General features: G+C 71.4%; 16 protein-coding genes. 2 read left to right on the forward strand and 14 right to left on the reverse strand.

Annotated features, from left to right (window positions below; genetic code table 11):
• Positions 1 to 133: 133 nt before the first annotated feature.
• Positions 134 to 1,261, reverse strand: coding sequence for an NAD(P)/FAD-dependent oxidoreductase (locus OG588_RS03740; RefSeq protein WP_405946011.1), 1,128 nt, complete (start codon positions 1,259 to 1,261; stop codon positions 134 to 136).
• Positions 1,262 to 1,332: 71 nt separating this feature from the next.
• Here OG588_RS03740 and OG588_RS03745 point away from each other — a divergent pair, with 71 nt between their 5' ends.
• Complete coding sequence (locus OG588_RS03745; RefSeq protein ID WP_405946012.1) at positions 1,333 to 2,430, forward strand: hypothetical protein; 1,098 nt, start codon at positions 1,333 to 1,335, stop codon at positions 2,428 to 2,430.
• A gap of 34 nt (positions 2,431 to 2,464) precedes the next feature.
• Here the strand turns inward: OG588_RS03745 and OG588_RS03750 are convergent, their stop codons facing one another.
• The 10 genes from OG588_RS03750 to OG588_RS03795 all read right to left on the reverse strand — a co-directional run bounded on the left by OG588_RS03750 (position 2,465) and on the right by OG588_RS03795 (position 14,066).
• Positions 2,465 to 3,700 carry a beta-ketoacyl-[acyl-carrier-protein] synthase family protein gene (locus OG588_RS03750; RefSeq protein WP_405946013.1) on the reverse strand — a complete coding sequence of 412 codons (1,236 nt, stop codon included), beginning with the start codon at positions 3,698 to 3,700 and terminating at the stop codon, positions 2,465 to 2,467.
• On the reverse strand, positions 3,697 to 3,936 hold the full coding sequence (locus OG588_RS03755; protein WP_317769549.1) for a phosphopantetheine-binding protein: 240 nt from the start codon (positions 3,934 to 3,936) through the stop codon (positions 3,697 to 3,699). Before OG588_RS03755 ends, OG588_RS03750 begins: the two co-directional genes overlap by 4 nt.
• Entirely contained in the window at positions 3,909 to 4,979 is a 1,071-nt protein-coding gene (locus OG588_RS03760; protein ID WP_405946014.1) for a beta-ketoacyl-ACP synthase III, read from the reverse strand. The genes OG588_RS03755 and OG588_RS03760 overlap by 28 nt, the downstream gene beginning before the upstream one ends.
• Positions 4,976 to 6,853 (reverse strand): acyl-CoA dehydrogenase, encoded by a 1,878-nt coding sequence (locus tag OG588_RS03765; RefSeq protein WP_405946015.1) that lies wholly within the window; start codon positions 6,851 to 6,853, stop codon positions 4,976 to 4,978. Before OG588_RS03765 ends, OG588_RS03760 begins: the two co-directional genes overlap by 4 nt.
• Complete coding sequence (locus OG588_RS03770; protein ID WP_405946016.1) at positions 6,850 to 7,626, reverse strand: AfsA-related hotdog domain-containing protein; 777 nt, start codon at positions 7,624 to 7,626, stop codon at positions 6,850 to 6,852. The genes OG588_RS03765 and OG588_RS03770 overlap by 4 nt, the downstream gene beginning before the upstream one ends.
• 38 nt (positions 7,627 to 7,664) lie before the next feature.
• Complete coding sequence (locus tag OG588_RS03775) at positions 7,665 to 8,576, reverse strand: SDR family NAD(P)-dependent oxidoreductase (protein WP_405946017.1); 912 nt, start codon at positions 8,574 to 8,576, stop codon at positions 7,665 to 7,667.
• On the reverse strand, positions 8,573 to 9,862 hold the full coding sequence (locus OG588_RS03780; RefSeq protein ID WP_405946018.1) for a beta-ketoacyl-ACP synthase 3: 1,290 nt from the start codon (positions 9,860 to 9,862) through the stop codon (positions 8,573 to 8,575). Before OG588_RS03780 ends, OG588_RS03775 begins: the two co-directional genes overlap by 4 nt.
• Positions 9,863 to 10,222: 360 nt before the next feature.
• Positions 10,223 to 12,226 carry an APC family permease gene (locus tag OG588_RS03785; RefSeq protein ID WP_405946019.1) on the reverse strand — a complete coding sequence of 668 codons (2,004 nt, stop codon included), beginning with the start codon at positions 12,224 to 12,226 and terminating at the stop codon, positions 10,223 to 10,225.
• A gap of 118 nt (positions 12,227 to 12,344) precedes the next feature.
• Positions 12,345 to 13,277, reverse strand: coding sequence for an LLM class F420-dependent oxidoreductase (locus OG588_RS03790; protein WP_405946020.1), 933 nt, complete (start codon positions 13,275 to 13,277; stop codon positions 12,345 to 12,347).
• 135 nt (positions 13,278 to 13,412) lie between these two features.
• Positions 13,413 to 14,066: a nuclear transport factor 2 family protein gene (locus OG588_RS03795; RefSeq protein ID WP_405946021.1), complete on the reverse strand. Its 654-nt coding sequence runs from the start codon at positions 14,064 to 14,066 to the stop codon at positions 13,413 to 13,415.
• A 220-nt stretch (positions 14,067 to 14,286) separates the two neighbouring features.
• On the opposite strand from OG588_RS03795, the gene OG588_RS03800 reads away from it, so the two are divergent.
• The gene (locus OG588_RS03800) at positions 14,287 to 14,937 is read left to right on the forward strand and encodes a TetR family transcriptional regulator (RefSeq protein WP_366094541.1); all 651 of its coding nucleotides are present in this window, start codon (positions 14,287 to 14,289) and stop codon (positions 14,935 to 14,937) included.
• Between the two features lie 24 nt (positions 14,938 to 14,961).
• Here OG588_RS03800 and OG588_RS03805 read toward each other — a convergent pair whose 3' ends face one another.
• The 3 genes from OG588_RS03805 to OG588_RS03815 all read right to left on the reverse strand — a co-directional run bounded on the left by OG588_RS03805 (position 14,962) and on the right by OG588_RS03815 (position 18,574).
• Positions 14,962 to 16,302 carry a cytochrome P450 gene (locus tag OG588_RS03805; RefSeq protein WP_405946022.1) on the reverse strand — a complete coding sequence of 447 codons (1,341 nt, stop codon included), beginning with the start codon at positions 16,300 to 16,302 and terminating at the stop codon, positions 14,962 to 14,964.
• An 88-nt stretch (positions 16,303 to 16,390) separates the two neighbouring features.
• The gene (locus OG588_RS03810) at positions 16,391 to 17,668 is read right to left on the reverse strand and encodes an MFS transporter (protein WP_405946023.1); all 1,278 of its coding nucleotides are present in this window, start codon (positions 17,666 to 17,668) and stop codon (positions 16,391 to 16,393) included.
• 12 nt (positions 17,669 to 17,680) lie between these two features.
• The gene (locus OG588_RS03815) at positions 17,681 to 18,574 is read right to left on the reverse strand and encodes a dihydrodipicolinate synthase family protein (RefSeq protein ID WP_405946024.1); all 894 of its coding nucleotides are present in this window, start codon (positions 18,572 to 18,574) and stop codon (positions 17,681 to 17,683) included.
• Between the last annotated feature and the right edge of the window lie 31 nt (positions 18,575 to 18,605).

Genomic DNA, 18,605 nt, shown 5'->3' on the forward strand with positions numbered 1-18,605 from the left:
CGGTCACGACGAGCGCCCCGCGCCACCGGCTGCTGTCCCCCCGGCCGCGACTTCTGTCGCCGCCCTGGCGTCTACCACGAAAAAGTCCAGGTATGCCGACCGTCCGACGGTCATTGGGGGAACAGTCCGACGGTCATTGGGGGAACCGCTCCGGACGGAAGTCCGCGAGCGACTCGGCCCTCCCCCCGCCGAGGATCTCCGCGGCGAGCAGCCGGCCGAGCACCGGACCGAGTGTGATGCCGCTGTGGGACACGGCCTCGTAGTAGCCCGGCACGGACGGCACCGCTCCCACCGAGGGGAAACCGTCGGCCGGGATGGGCCGGAAGGCCACCCGTGTCCGTGCGATGCGGGAGTCGGCGAGTTCGGGGACGGCGCGCCACGCCAACTCGTGGAGCAGTCGCGCGAGTTCCGCCGGTTCTTCGCCCGTGTCGATGAGTGCGTCGATCTCGCGGCTGTGGAGGACCATCGACGTGTCCGAGTCAGGCCGGATCTCGATGTGCGGGGCGTGCATGGCGCAGTGGATCGGGACGGCTCGGGCGCAGTCGATCCGGGTGACGATGCCGGGTTCCCGGCGCATCGGCAGGTGCCGTGCGACGAGCCCGGCGATCTGGGAGGCACCCGGGCCCGCCGCGTTCACCACGAGGTCCACGTCGAGACGGCTGCCGTCGGACAGCGCGACGTTCCGGACGCTCCCGTCGGCACCGGTCCCGATGTCACGGACCTCGGTGTCGGACCGTAACTCCCCGCCTGCTGCGACGACTTGGCCGACCAGACGGCCGACGAGATGACGTCCGTGGACCCAGGCCTCGTCGGGGTAGAGCAGGACGGGAACCTCGTCGGGCAGTGCGAGAGCGGGTTCGAGGCGGCGGCGCACCTCGGCCCCCGTGGACACCTCGACCCGGTAGCCCCAACTCCCCAGCAGCTCAGCGGTCTTCAGGAACTTCGCCTCGACCGCGGGATCGTCCGCCCAGCGCAGGTGGCCGCCGGGATACCACCAGGAGTCCGGCCCGATGATCCCGGCGAGTTCGCGGTGCGCCGCCATGCCCGCGACGTTCAGGTCGAAGTAGGACCTGCGTACGGTCTTGTTGCTGGCGTTGACCCACGAGAAGGACCAGTCGGTGACGCCCTCGCCCGGTCGGCCCGCGTCGATGAAGACCACTTCGGCACCGCGCCGGGACAGGTTCCAGCCCACGCAGGCTCCGACGATGCCCACTCCGATGACGGCGACACGTCGAGGCCGCTCCGCTGACCCGGTTCCCATGAACGCCCCCTTCCCGGATCGCGGGCGGACTGAACTCCCGGCGTTCACCCGGGCCCTGCACAATCGCCGCTGTGACGATCGCCAAGGGCGCTCCGCCGCCCCCGCGCACCACTCCCGTCGCCCTTGCCCGGGGCTTCCTGACGGGTGGGGTGATCGGGGCGTCGCCGGCCGCTTTTGTCGTCGGCTGCGTCATCGAGAGCGTGCCGCTGTGTGTCGTGGGTGTGGGCCTGCCCGTGGTCTACGGTCTGCTGTTCTTCCTCGCCGGGATGCCGAGACGTGCCCGGGAGGCGGCCATCCCGCCTCGCACGGCTCTCGCGCGGATCGAGGGTCTGGCGGCCGTCGGGGGTGAGGCGACGAGCGACGTGGCGGTCGAGTTCGACGTCACGGTCACGCCGGACGACATACCGGCGTACCGCGTCGAGTTCACGCAGCACATCAACCTCGTCGACCTGTCCGACTACCGGCCCGGCGGCGTCGTGGTGGTCGAGTATCCGCCGGACCGGCTGTGGCGGGTGCGGATCGTGAAGCGGCCGACACCGGAGTGGGAGGAGCGGGCGGCCGGCGCCCGGATCGACTCGGTGCCGGGTCCTGCCGTGGTGAGCGAGCCCACCCAGGGCTGTGCCGTCGGCTGCGTCACGCTGCTCGCTCTGCTGCTCGCCGCGGCAGCCGTGATCCTGCTGTTCCGCGCCGATCTGTTCGACCGGGACACCACCGCGCGACCGTCCCCGTCCGGCCGGCCCTCCGTCTCCTCCACGTCGTCGACCACGATCGTGTCGTCGGCGTCCGGCACGGTCACCCTCGGCCCCGGCCAGTCGTTCCTCGACAAGGGTGAACTGCGCCGCGCCGTCGGCTCGTTGGCCAAGGGCGAGGACACCGCACGGGCGCTCACCGTCGTCGTACAGGAACGCCTGCTGTCGGTCGTGTTCGCGCCCACCGGCACGCAGGCCGCGCGGTTCGACCCGCACTCCGTGCCCTACGAGCGTTTCCCCGCCCTGGTCGAGGAGGCCAGGTCCACCCTCGGTGTCCGCTCCCCGGAGACCTGGCAGATCACCGTCGACGGCCTCACCGGTTCCCTCTCGATCCGGGTCGGCGTGACCGGCCGTGACGGTGCGGCCTCGCTGGAGGCGGACGGACAGGGCAAGGTCGTACGGCGCACCCCGGCTGGCTGACCGCGCTGCGATCTGTCTCCTGCCGGGTAACAACTCAGGCCGGCCGGAAGGCCAGCACCGCGTTCTGGCCGCCGAAGCCGAACGAGTCGCTGACGGCCAGCGAGACCTTGCCGGTTCTGGCCGTGCCGCTCACCAGGTCCAACTCGGCCTCGTCGAGCGGGCGTTGGAGGTTGGCCGTGGGTGGGGTGGTCGCGTGGAAGACGGTCAGGGCGGTGAGCGCGGCTTCGATCGCTCCGGCGGCGCCCATGGTGTGGCCGGTGACTCCCTTCGTCGAGGTGACGGAGGGGCGGCCGGTCAGGAGCCGTTCGATCACCGCTCCCTCGACCCGATCGTTCAACTGGGTGCTGGTTCCATGGGCGTTGACATGGTCGACCTCGACCGGTGAGGCATCGGCATCCGACAGCGCGCGGCGCAGGGCGAGTTCGGCGCCCACTCCCTTCGGATGGGGCGCCGTCTGGTGGTGGGCGTCGGCGGACGCGCCGTGACCCGCGAGTGTCGCGTAGCGCCGGACACGGCGGGCGGCGGCGTCCGGGGCGCGTTCGAGGACGAGCACACCAGCGCCCTCGGCCAGGACGAATCCGTCGCGGTCCGCGTCGAAGGGGCGGGAGGCCGCCGCCGGTTCCTCGGCACGCCGGGAGAGGGCTCCCATACGGGCGAAGGCTGCCGAACAGAGCCTGGTCACCATGGCGTCGGCGCCGCCCGCGAGCGCGATGTCGCAGGCGCCCGAGCGGAGCAGATCCACGGCGATGCCTATCGCTGTGGCGCCCGAGGCGCAGGCCGTGCCCGTGTGCAGGTTGGGCCCGCGGGCGCGCAGGTCGACGGCTATGTGGCCGGCCGCCATGTTGGGCAGAAACATGGGCAGCGCGAGCGGGGAGACCAGGCCCGGCCCCCGCTCCCGCAACCGGTCCTGCTGGTCTGCGAGGGTGGCGACACCCCCGGCGGCCGAGCCCATGACCACGGCGACCCGGTCGCCGTCCCAGGTCTCCGGTGTCAGCCCGGCGTCACCGACCGCCTCCCGCGCCGCCGCGAGGGCGAGGAGTGTGCAGCGGTCGATGCGCCAGTGCTGCACTCCCGGTACCAGAACGGCCGGGTCGAAGGTGGGAACGCGGCAGGAGAAACCGGCGGGCAGCCCTTCCAGTTCCGGGTCGTCCATGGCTGTCGGACGGCCCGAGCAGACGCGTTCCCAGGTCCGTTCGCGCCCGATGCCCGCCGGGGTGACCAGGCCGATCCCGGTCACCACCACGTCCGGCCGGCCGCCGACCGCCGTCACGACTCCGCCTTCAGCTTTTCGACCAGGTCGACGGTCTCCCGGACGGTGAGGGTGCCCACGGCCTCGGAGTCCTCCAGGGGTACCTCCCACTCCTCCTGGAGGGTCAGGAACAGTTCCATCACGGCGAGGGAGTCGAGGCCGAGGTCGTCGTAGGAGGCGTCCGGCCGGACGGTGTCGGCGGGTACGTCGAACTTGCCGCTCAGTGTGGTCACGAGGTGGTCGTAGACGGCAGACATGAATCGAACTCCTTCTGTGTGGCGCGGGGTTGGGGTGTGTGCCGTACGGGTTTCGCCTCGGGCCACAGCATGGCGATCGAGCCCCAGGTCAGGCCGCCGCCGAAGGCCGTGAGCAGAGTGCGGGCGCCCGGCCGTACGGCGCCGCGGGCGGCGGTGTCGGCGAGGGCGAGGGGAAGGGAGGCCGCCGCGGTGTTGCCGACCTCGCGCAGGTTTCCGTGACAGCGGGTCGGCGGGATGCCCAGCCGGTCGGCCACGGAGTCGAGGATGCGTTGATTGGCCTGGTGCGCGACGAAGGCGGCGACGGAGTCGGTGGACCAGCCGGCCCGGTCGAGGACCGTCCGCGAGGAGGCGGCCATCTGCCGCACGGCCCGGGCGTACACCTCCCGGCCGCGCATGCGGAAGTAGCGTTCCTGGCGCGGCAGTTCGTCGGCGTACGGCGAACTGGAGCCGCCCGCGGGGATGGTGATCAGGTCGCTGCCCGTGCCGTCGCTGCCGAGGTCGAAGTGGACCAGGGCTCCGGGGTCCCGTCGGTCTCCTCGCATCAGGTACGCGGCGCCCGCGCCGTCGCCGAAGATGACGGCGGTCTCCCGGTCGCGCGGGTCCACGATCGTCGAGTACGTCTCGGCCGCGACGAGCAGCACGCTGTCGTACGCACCCGCCAGGAGCATCGCCGAGGCGACGGCGGCCGCATAGACGAAGCCCGAGCAGACGGCCGCGAGATCGAATGCCGGAGTGCCGGTCATCCCGAGCCGGGCGGCCAACTCCGGTGCGGTGGCCGGGCATCGGCGGTCGGGGGTGGTGGTCGCCAGGATCAGCAGACCGGCGTCATGCGCGCCGGCAGACTCCAGCGCTCCGCGCGCGGCGGCCACCGCCAGATCGCCGGTCGACGTGCCCGGGCGGACACGATGGCGGCTCTCGATTCCGGTGCGGGCGCGGATCCACGCGTCCGAGGTGTCCAGGCCTTCACGCACGAGTTGTTCGTTGCTGATCCGGTCGGGTGGCAGAGCCGCCCCCAGCCCGGTGATAACCGCGGCGCCGGTCACTGCGCCGGCCCACCGCTCGCGAACAGGGCCGCCACGACGTCCTGTTCGGCCATCGGAGCCCTCGACCGACCGTCCGGCGGCGCGCATCCGTCCAGGAGGACGGCGAGATGTGGGTGTACGGCGTCCAGGGCGCGGTCGCGTTCCCCGTGCACGCGGAGGGCGTCCGAGGCGGTGAGTGATCCGTTCTCCAGGTGCCAACTCAGCGTCTGTTCCAGTGACTTCAGGGCGTAGAGGGCGTGGAGGGCGTGCAGTGCCGGGAGGTGGGGTGCCTGGTCGGTGTCGGTGTCGGTGTCGGTGGAGTCGGCCTCGGCGACCGCTTCCGCGAACGCATGGAGCAGCAGGCGCTGTTGGTGTGCGTCGGCGAGTGTGACGAGGTCGGGGAGCAGCGGGTTCCAGGTCTCGAAGGCGGTCTTCTCCTCCACGGGGACGCCTTCGACACGGCTGCGCAGTTCGGTGAGGAGGCCGCGTTCACGGAGGAGCGCCAACGCCAACGCCCCATCTGGGGACACCAGTTCGCCCACCGTCGCCGGGACCGGGACCGTGTGGGTGAGGTCCTCGACGAGTTGCTTTCCCGCGTCCAGCCGGATGAGGAGGTTGTCGCCCGCTGCGGCCTGGTACACCTGCGCCAGGCCCTCGTACTCAAGGAGCCGGTTGACGGTCAACAGGCCCTGGGCGCCGGCCCGTTCGCGGCACACTCCGGCCGCCTGCTGCAGGATGCGGGTCGCGGCGACCTTGGTCAGGGCCTGTTCGCGGCTGACCGAGGCCCAGGGCGCCCACACCGGACGCTGCGCCTCGGAGAGGTCCACGGGGGCGCTGCGCTGTCGTACGTACTGTGCCTTGATCCGTACGACGAGGAAGCTGCACGCGTACACCTCGGCGAGAACGCCGTAGAGGGCGTCCTGCTGGGTGCGGTAGTTCAGGACCGGGAGGTCGGTGCCCAACCGGCCCATGCTCAGGCGGTGTTGGCTGTGGCGGATGCCGATGGTGACGGCGGCGCGGGCTGCCGCGGTGAGGGCGGCCGCGGCGCCGGTGGAGGCGTTGGAGGAGACCGAGAGGGAGCGCACCAGGCGTCGGTCCGGGTCGCCGAGGGGGTCGGAGAACTCGCCGTCGGGACCGATGGAGGCGTCGTCGCGGAGCCAACCGTCGTAGGGGACGCGGGTGTTGTCGAAGGTGACGAGGCCGTAGTTCAGCGGGACCGAGGTGGTCTCGGGGAGTTCGGTGATGTGGATGCCGTCCGTGATGCGGTCGACGTCGCGGACGCGGACCGCGAAGGGGAACACCCCGTGCTCCTGGTCGGCGAGGAGGAGGCGGGCGTAGACGATGGCCATGTGGGCGCGGCCCGTGCCGGCAACGTGGGACATGAACTTGGCCGCGGCGGGGTCGGGGGTACGTAAGCTGAACTCCCTTGTGGCGGGGTCGAATCGGGCCTCGGTGCGGGTGGCGAGGTGGCTGTTGCCGCGGCCGACCTCGGTGATCATGATGGAGCCGAAGGTCTCGTGCCGGTCGACCTCGTCGATCAGCGGGTCCAAGTAGGCGCCGGGCCTGCCGAGTTCGGTCATGGCGGCGACGCACACCGCGTACTGCACGGTGCCGGCGAGGAACAGGGGTGGGTCGACGGTGGCGGACCATTCCAGTACGGCGAGGAGTCGGGCCGGATCGTGCTGCAGCGCGTTCGCTCCGCCCACCCACTCCCCCAGGGCGCGCAGCCGGTCGTAGGTCCTGGCGTGGCGTTCGGGGCCACAGGGCGGTGCGGACCGTTTGAACGGCGGGGTGTCGAGCAGGCCGTCCAGGGCGTCGACGTCGGGGTGGTTGTCGCCGTGGAGGAGGCGCCGGAGCGGGTGAGCGGTCTCGGTGGCCGCCTGGTCGGCGGTCATGCGGCGGGGGCGGCGCGCAGCAGGGCGCGCCGGGCCTGGCCGTCCTCGATGGCGAAGACGAGGGCGGGGCGGAAGGCGTGCAGATCGATGCGGACCTGGCTGCAGTCCTGGCCCGCCTGCTGCACCCGGACCTCGGCGCTCAGCGGGATCTTGTCGTCCTCGGCCGGGCCGGTGCGGGTGAACGTGCCGGTCAGGAGGGTGGGCAGCGGGAACACGAACCGGCTGAACTCGAAGGCGCTGGCGTGCATCACGGCGTAGTAGGGGGGATGACCGGTGGGTGGGCGCCAGATCTCCGACACCGCCCAGGTGACGAGTTGGATCGACGCCTCGATGAGGAGCATGCCGGGTACGTGCTGCTGGTCGGCGGTGTGGTCCCTGAGCATCTCGGTGTCGTTGACGACGGCCAACTGCGCCTGGAACGCGTCACCTTCGACGTGTGCGTCGCCGATGAGGACGTTGTCGCGGCTGTGCTTGAGGACGCTGTGCCGGGGCACGGCGTTCGGCGGCCGGCCCTCCGGGAGCACGGCCGCGCCGTACGCCTTGAGGAGTTCGGAGGTGAGGTCGCTCCACTCGGTGTCGTCGACTCCGAGTCCGGGGCGGATGCGCAGGGGGCTGTCCTGGTCGGGAGGTCGTCGGCGCAGCCGGTCGCGGAGTTGGGCCGCCGTGGTGAAGTCCGGCTGGACACTGGCGTGTTGGAAGGACTCCCCCACGACCCACTGGTGGAGGGGCTCGTCGTCGTTAGTCTCCGGTGTGGTCGTCTGATTCGTCGTCATGTGTCGTACCTGCTCTCACAGTTGGATGCGTGTACGGGTCAGGCGGCGAACGGCGAGGCGGGCTTGGGGATTCCGGCGAGTCCGCCGTCCGGCACGGACACCCCGCCGTCGCAGACCAGGGCGTGTCCGGTGACGGACGAGGCGGCGGGCGCGGCCAGGAAGAGCGCGGCGGCGGCGACTTCCTCGGGCGTCAGCCAACGGCCTTGCGGTACATGGCTCATGAGCCAGTCCGACAGCGGCGCGTGCTGCTGCATCGGCTCGGTCATGTCGGTGCGCACCCAGCCGGGGCACAAGGCGTTGACCCGGATGCCCTGCCGGGCCCAGCCGACGGACAGCGAGCGCATCAGGGAGAGTTGGGCGGCCTTGGTGACGGCGTACGCCTCCATCGCCGGTGTGGCGATGAGCCCGGCCACGGACGACACCAGGACGACGGCCGCCTTCGGTGAGGCGGCCAGGTAGGAGTGGGCGGCGCGGCACAGGTCGACGGTGGCTCCGATGTTGACGGCGAGCAGCGGGTCCCACTCGGCGGAGCCGCTCTCGGCGAAGGGGACCAGGTACGAGGTGCCGGTGTCGTCGGCGGGGAACACGCTGGCGTTGTGGATGAGGATGTCGAGGCCGCCCAGCCCGGCGGCCGCCTCGTCGACGAGACGTGCGGCCGTCCCGGAGTCGGCGAGGTCTCCGCACGTGAGCACGGTCTGGCGCCCGAGCTTGCGCACCTCCTGCTCGGGGTCGTGCAGCGCGTCTGTGCTGCGGGCCGCGAGCGCGATGTCCGCCCCGGCCTCCGCGCAGGCGACCGCGACGGCACGGCCGATGCCACGGGAGGCGCCGGTCACCAGGACGCGGGCGCCGTCGAGGCGGAAGAGGGAGGCGAGGGGGCCGAGAGCGGTGGTGTCGGTGGGGTCAGCGGAGTTGGCGGAGTCGACGAGGGTGGACGTGAGGGGCTCGGTCACAACTGGGCTCCTTCGGTGCGGGGAATCGCGGTGCGAGCGGCTTTGGTACGAGGGTTTTCGGCGCCGAGGACATCGGTGCGGGGGATTTCGGCGCTGGGTCCTTCGGCGCGAGGTGCGTCAGCGCGGGGGGCGTCAGCGCGGGGGGCGTCAGCGCGGGGGCCCTCGGTCCGGGGCCCTTCCGTGCGAGGTGCTTCGGCGCGGGGGACTTCCGTGCGAGGTGCTTCGGCGCTGGGCGCTTCCGCGCTCGGCGCTTCCGTGCGAGGTGCCGGGACGGCGCCGTGCTGCTGTGCCCCGGTCCAGGTCAGGACCGTGCTCCCCCAGGTCAGACCGGCACCGAACGCCGTGACGAGCACCCGGCTGCCGGTCCGCAGTCGCCCGTCACGATCCGCGCTGGCCAGGGCGTACGGGAGGGAGGCCGCGCCGATGTTGCCGACCTCGTGCCCGACGATGACCACGCGGTCCTCGGGGACTCCGGCGTCGACCGCGGCGCGGCGCAGCAGCAGGGGGTTGGGCTGGTGGGAGACCAGCAGATCAACGTCCGTCAGGCGCAGGCCACTTCGGTCCAGGGCGTCGCCGAGGACCTCCGGGAAGATCCGCAGGATGAAGTCCCGTACGGCCCTCCCGTCCATGTGCACCTTGTGCCGTCGGTCGGCGAGGGTCCGCGGGGAGGCGGGCAGTCGGCTGCCGCCGGCCGGGATGAGGACGTCGCCCGCCGCGGTACCGTCCGACCCGAGCCGGATCGGGGCGAAGCCCGTCCCGCCCGGAACGGGCCCGAGGATCGTCGCCGCGGCTCCGTCGGCGAACAGCACCGCCGTGGCCCGGTCGGACGGGTCGACGAAACGGGAGTAGACCTCGACGCCGACCACGGCGGCGTAGCGTTCGCCGGTGCCGGCACGGAGCCAGTCATGGGCGACGCGGGCTGCGAACAGCCAGCCGGAGCAGGCCGCCGCCACATCGAAGGCGACCGCCCGGTCCGCGCCGACCAGGGACTGGACCCGGCACGCGGTCGACGGTCCCAGTTCGTCGGGGGTGGAGGTGGCGAGGACGAGCAGCCCGAGCGCGGAGGCCGGGAGACCGGCCGCGGTGAGCGCCTTGCGTACGGCTTCGGCGGCAAGGTCGGAGGCTGCCTGCTCGGGCTCAGCCACATGTCGCCGGAGCACACCGGTGCGCTGGACGATCCAGTCGGGGTCCACACCGGCCGCCTCGGCGACCTCGTCGTTGGTCAGGATGCGCTCGGGTAAGCACGTGCCGGTGGCGAGGACGCCGATGCTCGGCGCTGGGGACACCGTGTACCTCCAAATGGCAGGCGGGGTTGGCGAGTTCGCCGGTTTCCGCTGGCACGGCCGGCTTCCGCCAGATTGCCCGCCGGGCCGGAGGTCCAGCAGGGCGCGAAGGAAGGCGTCGAAGCACTCGCCGAATTCGCTTTACACCCCCCGCGATTCCGAACACTCCGATTCACGCTGATCCACGCCGATTCGCCCCGGGGCGCCGGTACAACACACCGGAATGTCGGGCGTGTTGAATCCGGCTCGCGTGAACTCCCAAACCCTCTACCGTCATTGACGGTGCCGAATTCTCCACCGCGTGGGAAATGCCGTCCATTTGTGTGTGCCGGGGCGGGAGTTGTGTGTGGGCGAGCAGCAGGTCTATTTCCGGGCCGGAACGCCACCCATCACGCTGTACGGCAGGATCGTCACCACCACGGACGGCAGTTCCTCCAGCGCGCGGGCGATCCGCTCGGCGGTGCCGCCGTGCAGCAGGCGGCCGAGCACCGTGGTGTAGGTGCGGCGCGCGATGAGCAGGGTCAGCGCGGTGTGGCCGTCGGCGGTCTCGCGGACGGCGAGTTCGGCCAGCGCCCGCTCCAGTCGGCGGTCCGGGCAGTCGACGACCTCCAGCGGGACATCGGTGGTACCTACGGCCTCCCACCGGGCCACCAGATGCCGGGCGCGCACCGCGTCGACCGCGATGTGTACGGCCCGCACCTCGTCGGGCCTCAACTCATGGGCGTAGCGCAGGGCGTGGAAGACGGCCGGGTCGACGGCGTCGACGAGGACGCACACCACATGGCGCCGGTGTCGTGGCCGGTCGGTCTGTCCGGCGGGCGGGAGTGACTCGACCTCGGCGGCCTCGGCGCGGTATTCGCGGTTGATGCGGATCAGTGCCCACACGCCGAGCGGGAAGACCACGACGACCAGCCAGGCGCCCTCGGTGAATTTGGTGACGGCGAAGATGAGCACCACGAGCGCCGATACGACCGCCGCCGTCGCGTTCACCGCGATCTTCCAGCGCCTGCCGGGTTCGCGTCGGCGTGCGTGGTGGACGGTCAGTCCGGCGCCCGCCATGGTGAACGCGGTGAACACCCCGATCGCGTACAGGGCGACGAGCCGGTCCACGTTGGCGTCGGTCACCAGCAGCAGCGCGAGGGCGACGACGGCGAGCGTGATGATGCCGGTGGAGAAGGCGAGTCGGTGTCCGCGCCGGGTCAACTGCCGTGGCAGGAAACGGTCTTCGGCGACGAAGCTGGCCAGGTAGGGGAAGCCCGTGAAGGGCGTGTTCGCGCCGGTGTAGAGGATCAGCGCGGTGGCGAGCTGCACGAACACCAGCCCGGCCGTGCCGAACGGACCGCTGCCGAAGACGAGTCGGGCCTCCTGCGCGATCACGGTCGGCGTGCCGTCGGTGTACGGGACGGCGTGGGTGAGGTGGGCGAGACCGGACACGCCGAGCACGAGGACGCCCAGGACACAGCTCATGGTGACGAGCGTGCGGCGGGCGTTGCGGCCCTGCGGTTCACGGAAGACGGAGATGCCGTTGGAGATCGCCTCCAGGCCGGTGAGCGAGGAGCCGCCGTTCGCGAACGCGCGCAACACCATGAACAGCGACGCCCCGTACAGCCACCCGTCCCCCGGTGTGCCGAGCGGCACGACACCTTGCGCGTGGACGTCGGCGTGCGGCAGATCCCCGAACGCCCAGCGGGCCAGGCCCACGGCGAGCATCAGCCCGACCGCGGCGATGAAGAGGTACGCGGGCACGGCGAACACCCGCCCCGCCTCCCGCAGGCCGCGCAGATTGCCGTACACCAGAATCAGTACCACCCCTGCGCTGACGGGGAGTTGGAGGTGGTCGAGGCCGGTCCAGCCGTTGCCGACGAGGTGGGCGAGCGAGATGAGCGCGTTCGTGCCGGCCGAGACCTGGACGGCGACCGTCACGACGTAGTCGACGAGCAGCGCGACGGCGGCGATCTGGGCGATGTCGGGGCCGAAGTTCTCGCGGGCGACGACGTAGGAGCCGCCGGCCCGCGTGTAGATCGTGACGACGTCGCTGTAGCAGAGCGTCAGCAGCACCAGGATCAGCAGGATCGCGCCGGTCACCGGCATCAGCAGGGTGAAGGCGGCGACCCCGACCACGGGCACCAGGACGCGCAGCATCTCCTCGCTGCCGTACGCCGACGAACTGACGCAGTCCGAGGCGAGGACGCCGAGCGCCGTCCGGTTGTCGAGCTTCTCCTGTTGGATGCGGCCGGTGACCAGGGGCGGACCCAGCAGCCGGCGCTTGAGACGGTAGGAGAGCGGCTCGGGCAGGAACCCGGGTGGCGGCTCGGGCGCCTGGGAGCGGTCGGACGCGTCCGGTGCGGGTACGGCGGGGTCGGTCATGGTGCCATCACACCCGGACTCGCGACAGCACCGGCCGAGGATCACCCGTCAGGCCCCTGAACTGCACCCGGCCGGGCGGACGGTGGCCCTTCGGATGCCGTCGGAGCCCCAGCCGTGGTCAGAAACCGGCCGCCCGGGCGGTCGTGTACACCTCGGCGGCCACGTCCTTGAGTTCCTGTGCGTCCCGCGCGGCCCACGAGACGTCGACCAGGAACTCGTCGAGGCCGATCTCGGCGTACGCCATCAGATCGCTGACGATCTGCTCGACGTCGCCCTGGAAGGGCCGGCGGTCCGGTCCCTCGTAGCGCTTGGGGGTGTAGTCCGGGTTCACCCGCACCACGGTCCGCAGCGGCCTGGTCCGGCCCCGCTCGGCGGCGAGGTCCTGCAACTGGCGCCAACTCCCGGCCACTTGGGCGGGTCCGTCGGCGTACGGCAGCCAGCCGTCGGCGTGGTCGACGAGCCGGCGCATCGCCCGCGGGGAGTTGGCCGGCACCAGGACGGGGATCGGCCGGGCCGGCTTCGGCCCGACCACGGCCGAGGCGATCCTCGTGATCCGGCCGCCCTCGTAGACCACCGGGTCCGGGCCCCATACCGCCCGGCACACCTCGAACACCTCGTCCATGACCTTGCCGCGCTCCTGGAACGGGCGGATCCCGGCGGCCGCGTACTCGTCGAGGGACCAGCCGCTGCCGAGGCCCGCGACCACCCGGCCGCCGCTCGCCGCGTCCAACGTGGCAAGTTGCTTGGCGAGTTGGAAGGGGATGTGCAGCGGGGCGACCAGTACGGCGGTGCCCAGTTCGACCCGCTCGGTGGCCGCCGCCGCGAGGGTCAGCGTGACCAGCGGCTCGGCCACGCCCCGGTAGGCGTCGGGCCAGGGCAGACCCGGGACGCCGTACAGCGGCTGGGTCCGAGGGTCCGGGAACAGCGCGCGTTCGTACACCCAGAGGCTGTCGTATCCGATGTCCTCGGCGGCGCGGGCCACGTCGGGCACGTCCTTGCCGAGGTTGTACTGCCGGTTCTGCGGGAGTCCGATGCCGAGCCGGGTCGTCATTCCGACGCGCTCCTCTGTCGTGTGTGGTTGCGCGATCAAGTCAACGTCGTCGTGCTGGAGTTGGGGAGAAGGCGGACGGGCCCCGGCGGGTGACGCGCGGGTGGCGGCGCCGCGCGTCACCCGCCGGGGAACGAGTCAGTGCTGGTTGACCGCCGAGGCCCAGTCGAAGTTCACGCCCATGTCGGAGTACATCTTCGAGTAGCCGACGAAGCAGTTGAACGTCGTGACCTTGCCGTTCTTCAGGTACCAGAAGTCGGCGGTCGGCGCGTCGACCTTGTGGCCGTTCCCCTTGACGACGCCGCCCGTGGGGGCCTGGAGTTGCCCGTCGAACGTGCCCTGGATCGACAGCTCGATGCTGACGGTGTCGCCGTTCACGGTGATGCGCTTGAGGTCACGGTGGACATTGGAGAAGAGGCTCTTCATGTACGGCAGCACGCTGCCGAGCGCCTCGCCCCGGTATGCCTGGCCCGCGACCATGTCGTTGAAGACGCCGTCCTTGGTGAAGCTGTTGACGAAGGTCGGGACGTCGATGTGGCTGCCCTCCGCCACGTAGTAGTCGCGCAGGACGATCGCGAGGTTGGCCTTCTCATGCTTCGTCAGGTGGCGGTCGGTGAGCGGCAGCTCCGCCAGCTGGCGGGCGGTCAGGGTCGGAGCGGCCGTACTGCTCTGGGCCGCCGCCTTGTCGTGGGCCGGGCTCGCGGCCTGTGACGGCACGGCGGCGATGGAAAGACCACCCACCACAGCTACAGCGGCCGCGATGGTGATCGACTTCCGGCTGATCAGCTTCATGTCGTTTTCCTCCAGGTTCGCGCTCGGGATCCGAGGTCCGTCGTACGGTCTCGACCCCTCACGCTCTCTAAGTAAATCAAACGCTCGCTTGACTTTATGAACGGCAGCGCAAGCTGTCAAGCCACTGTTTGAATTGTGTGGTCCGTGGCCACGGAGGGGTGCGCCTCGACCGCGAGGGGACTGTTGACAATGAACTCAAGCAACTGCTTGAGTACAAGCTATGACCAGGGTGGAGAAGACGGACCTACGCCGCGAGGCCGGTCAGCGCACGCGGGACGGCCTGCAGTCGGCCGCTCTGGAGTTGCTCGCGCAACGGGGCCAGGAGGGCGTGACACTCCGCGAGATCACGGATCGCGCCGGAGCCAACGTCGCCGCGGTGAGCTACCACTTCGGGTCGCTGAAGGCACTGTGCGAATCGGCGATCGAGCACGCGTTGGAGCAGTATCTGGACGCGCAGATGGCGGCACTCGACTCCCTGAGCCCCACCGCGACGCTCCACGAAGTGGCGGCGGCGTTCGCCGGGCCGATGATGCGCGCGTTCGTGGCCGGTGGACAGGACCTGGCCGTGATGCGGACCGTGGCACGCGTCGGCATCGAACCGCCCCAGGGGTGGGAGCGGCTGACCGCCAAGTTCGACAAGAGTCGCCGGGATGCCCTCCGGGTGCTGAAACCGAACATTCCCGGGGTCGACGAGGAGGAGCTGATCTTCCGTACGCGCTGCGCGGCCGGCATGTTGAACTGGCTCGCCCTGGCCCCCATCGGCGCCGAACTGGCCACCATGTCCGCCGAGCAGCTCGAACGGCAGCTGGTCCCCGTGGTGGCCGGGGCGTTCCGCGGGGACGCCGCCGGACCACCCGCTCCGCGGCCCTGACCAGGGCGGAGCGCTCGGCCGGGGTCACGCGGCCGAGGCGTCTCCGGGCTTCGGTTGGACGGGGCACACGCCGACGGGAGTCGGGTGGGCCGGGTGGTCGAGGGCGCTCGGGGAACCGTGAGTCGGCGTGGCGCGCGTGCCGCTGTCGTCGTCCGACGGCGGGGTGAAGGCGACGTCCAGGCGGGTCAGTCCGCGGAAGTTGAGGCTGCGCTGCCACTTCGGCGGCTCGGCGGTGTCGAGACGCAGGTCGGGGAGGCGGGTGAGGAGCGCCTCCAGGACGATCGTGCCTTCCAGCCGGGCCAGTGCCGCGCCGAGGCAGAAGTGCGGACCGTGTCCGAAGGACATGTGCCGTCCGCCGGGCCGTTCGAAGTCCAGCACATGGGGATCGGGGAACACGGCAGGGTCCCGGTTGGCGGCGCCGCACACAAGGAGCACCGTCTGCCCTTCGGCGATGGTGCGGCCCGCCAGGTCCAGGTCGTGCCGGGCCCGGCGCAGCATGAGCTGGACCGGGGCGTCGTAGCGCAGGAGTTCCTCGACGGCGGCGGGCAACAGGTCCGGCCGTTTGCGCAGTTGCTCGGCCGCGTGCGGGTGGTGGAGGAGGGCGAGGGTGGCGTTGCCGATGAAGTGGGTGGTGGTCTCGTGGCCGGCGATCAGCAACAGGGCGCAGTTGGCGAGGAGTTCGTCGGGGTCCTGGTCGGTGTTCGCGGCCTGTGCGGTCACCAGGGCGCGCAGGCTGTCCGGGGCCGGTGGGTTTTCCGGGCCGGTGAGGAGCCCGCGGAAGTAGGCGAGCATGTCGGCCATGCTCTGTGAGGCCTCGCGGTTGCGGTCGGCGTCGAGCCGGGAGTTGCCCATGGCCTCGGCGATCGGCTCGGACCAGGCGGTGAGGGCGGAGCGGTCCTCCTGCGGTACGTCGAGGAGGTCGCAGATGATGGTCAGCGGCAGCGGGCGGGCGAGGGCCGCGACGATGTCCATCCGCCCGGTCGGTGCCGCCTCGTCGATGATCCGGTCGACGGCTTCGAGGATCCGGGCGCGGAGTGTCTCAACTGCCCGCGGGGAGAAGGCTTTACTGATCAGGCCCCGCAGCCGTGAGTGGTCCGGGGCGTCGTTGTAGAGCATCTGTCGGCTCAACACCCGGGCCAGCGGCCGCAGTTCCTCGGACACGGCGTCGAGGTCGGGATAACGCACCGAGGACAGCGCCGGGTTGCCCGTGGCGCTGCTGACGACCCCGTGCCCGGTGGCGATCCAGGCGCTCAGGTGACGGTCCCAGAAGAGCTCGTCCGTGTTCCGCAGCTCCTCGTAGAAGTCGTAGAGGCGCTCTTGGACCTGGGGCCGGAAGGCCGGCAGCAACGAAGTTGTGGTGCGCATCGCGCAAGGCTAGATCAGGTACGGACATAAGGGAGTTGCCGTTCCGGAAACAGGTTGTGCCGGTTCGCTTCGCTCGTCACCGGCACGGTCACGGGAGGCGTTTCTCGTCGGCTCCCCCGAAGCGCGTCTCGACGGTCGCGGCGACGACAGCCGCGGAGACCGCCAAGAGACCTGCCACTAGCGGCAGTTGGACGGTCACGCCCGTCAGGGAACCGGCCAACGCCGTTCCGGCGGACCCGGACGTGATCTTCAGGGCAGCGACCCAGATGAAGACCTGGCCGCGCGCTCCGCTCGGCGCGTACTCCGTGCGGGCCGCGAGGGTGGAGGCGAAGAAGAAGGCGTTGAGGATCCCGGTGAGCGCGTACGCCGAGGCGGTCACCGCGAAGGCCGGGCTCGCGGTGACGGTGAGGAGGCCGGCCACGACGCCCAGGGCGAGGTGGCGCATCAGCCGGCCCGGGTCGCCGGTGAGCGGGAAGACCATGACGGCTATGGACCCGGTGAGATTGCCGAGGCCGTAGGCGGCGGTCAGTACGGCCGCGGTGGCCGGTTCGGTGCCGAGGATCTTCGTCAGGTGGACCGCGGTGATCGGCAGGGCGGCGACGCTCAGGGCGACGATCATCGTCAGGTAGACGGTGCGCCGAAGCGGGCCGCTGCGGGCGATCAGCGCGAGGGTCGCTCCCGGCTTGAGGATCGCCGTCCGGTCGCCGCCGTGCGACGGCGCGGTGAACGGCAGCAGCAGGACTCCCCCGGCCGCCGTGGCCGCCCCCACCGCGAGGGCGAGTGCCGCCGCGGTGGGCGAGACCCAGCCCGAGAGCCCGGCCACCAGGGACGGGCCGACGGTGCCCCCGATGCCGTAGGTGGCCACGTCCCAGCCCTGGGCCCGCCGTTGCGTGCGCAGGCCCGGTCCTACGATGGCGGGCAGCCGACTGCTGATACCGCCGGTCAGCAGCGGCCCGCAGGTGCCGGCCGCGGCGAGCAGCAGCCCGGTCACCGCGGCGGGTGCGTGGCCGAACGTCAGCACTCCCCCGGTCAGCGCGATGGCGTAGAGCAGGCAGGCCGTGGCGATGACCTTCCGGCCGTCGCGGGCGGTGTCCAGGGGCCGTGCGACGAAGGGGCCCAGCAGATGCGGGGCGGTGATGCACGCGCCGAGCACCCCGGCGAGCGTCCCGGAGCCACCGGAGGAGGTGACGAGCAGAACGACGGCGACCACGGCGCCGCCGTCGGCGGTGCGGGCGAGGGCCGCGGCGACGACGTAGCGCGCCAGGCCGGTGCCACCCTTTCCCCCCTTGCCGCCCTCTCCACCCTTGCCGGACGGAGGCGGGGCGTCCCACACCCTCGGTGTGCTTGCTATGTGGTGCTCACCCATGGTGGTTGGCGCTCAGGAGGTGAGTCCGAGGGCGTCCAGCGCGGCGACGACCTCCTGGCGGGCGGTCGCGTCCAGCCCACGCAGGGGACGCGGCAGGTTCGGCTCTTCCGTCAGGCCGAGGTGGGAAGCGGCGGCGGAGATGACGCGCAGGCTGCCGTGACGGCGGAAGAGGACCCACAACGGTTCGAGCCGGCCGGACAGTTCGACCGCTTGGTCCGCGTGGCCGGTCTGCGCGGCGCGGGTGAGGGCGAGGGCGGTCTCCGGGAAAGTACCGCCGAGGACCGAATACCAGGCGTCGCAACCGGAGTTGAGGCCGCGGGCGGCCGTCCAGTCGCCGCTCACCCCGATGGTGACGGTGTCGGGGATCAGCGCGCGCAGCGCGTCGACACGGAGCGCGGCCTCGCGCGGGTCCTCGGGCACACCGGGGATCTTGATCGAGCCGACGTTCGGCAACTGCGCGATACGGCCGTGCAGTTCGTCGGTGAAGTGGACGTGCGTGGTGCCCGGGTTGTCGTAGACGCACAGCGGTACGGAGAGTTCGCGGGTGACGTCCTCGTAGAGCCCGAACACCTCTTCCTCGGTGAGGAGTTGATACGTCATCGGGGCGAGCAGCACTCCGGAGGCACCCGCGTTCTGGGCGTCCTCGGCCAGCTCCAGCACCTGCGAGGTGCGCAGCGCGCCGATACCGACGATGACGGGGGTCCCGTCGGCGGCATCGACCGCGATCTTCGCGGCGTGGGCGCGCTGTTCCCGGGTGAGGTAGGCGTAGTTGCCGGTGGAGCCGAGCGCGCCGATGGAGTCCACACCGGCGGCGGCGAGTCGGGCGACGAGCGCCGCGTACGCCGTTTCGTCGATGCCCTGCTCGCTGGTGGGTGTGAGGGGGAAGGCGCTCAGGCCACGGAACATGATGGCTCCTTGAGGGGGTGGGACGAGTCGG

This window comes from Streptomyces prunicolor (genome assembly GCF_045162825.1).
GTDB classification, from domain to species: Bacteria; Actinomycetota; Actinomycetes; order Streptomycetales; family Streptomycetaceae; genus Streptomyces; species Streptomyces prunicolor.